A 242-nucleotide genomic window follows, 5' to 3' on the forward strand; every position below is an offset into this window, starting at 1 on the left:
CTGCGCGCGGTGAAAGGCCTGCGTGAGCGCCTGCAGCAGCAAGTTGTCACCACGGCATATCCCAGTGGTCATATGCGGATCGCGCCCCACCTCTGCCGTGGAGCGCGCCAACAGACATCCGCGCCCGTTGCCGGAAGACGCATCCGCCTCCCGGGCTAGCAAAAGGGCGTTCAAATTGTCCTGCAGCGGCGCCTCGGGTGCGAGTAGTTCAGTGGCCTTGCGGACGCGTTGGTCGATATATA

General features: G+C 63.6%; 1 pseudogene. It reads right to left on the bottom strand.

The features are described from left to right. A pseudogene (locus R0J92_RS26010) lies at nt 1-242 on the bottom strand (TetR/AcrR family transcriptional regulator); the annotation flags it as partial.

Origin of the sequence: Tritonibacter sp. SIMBA_163 (assembly GCF_046535935.1) — a bacterium.
GTDB classification, from domain to species: Bacteria; Pseudomonadota; Alphaproteobacteria; order Rhodobacterales; family Rhodobacteraceae; genus Epibacterium; species Epibacterium scottomollicae.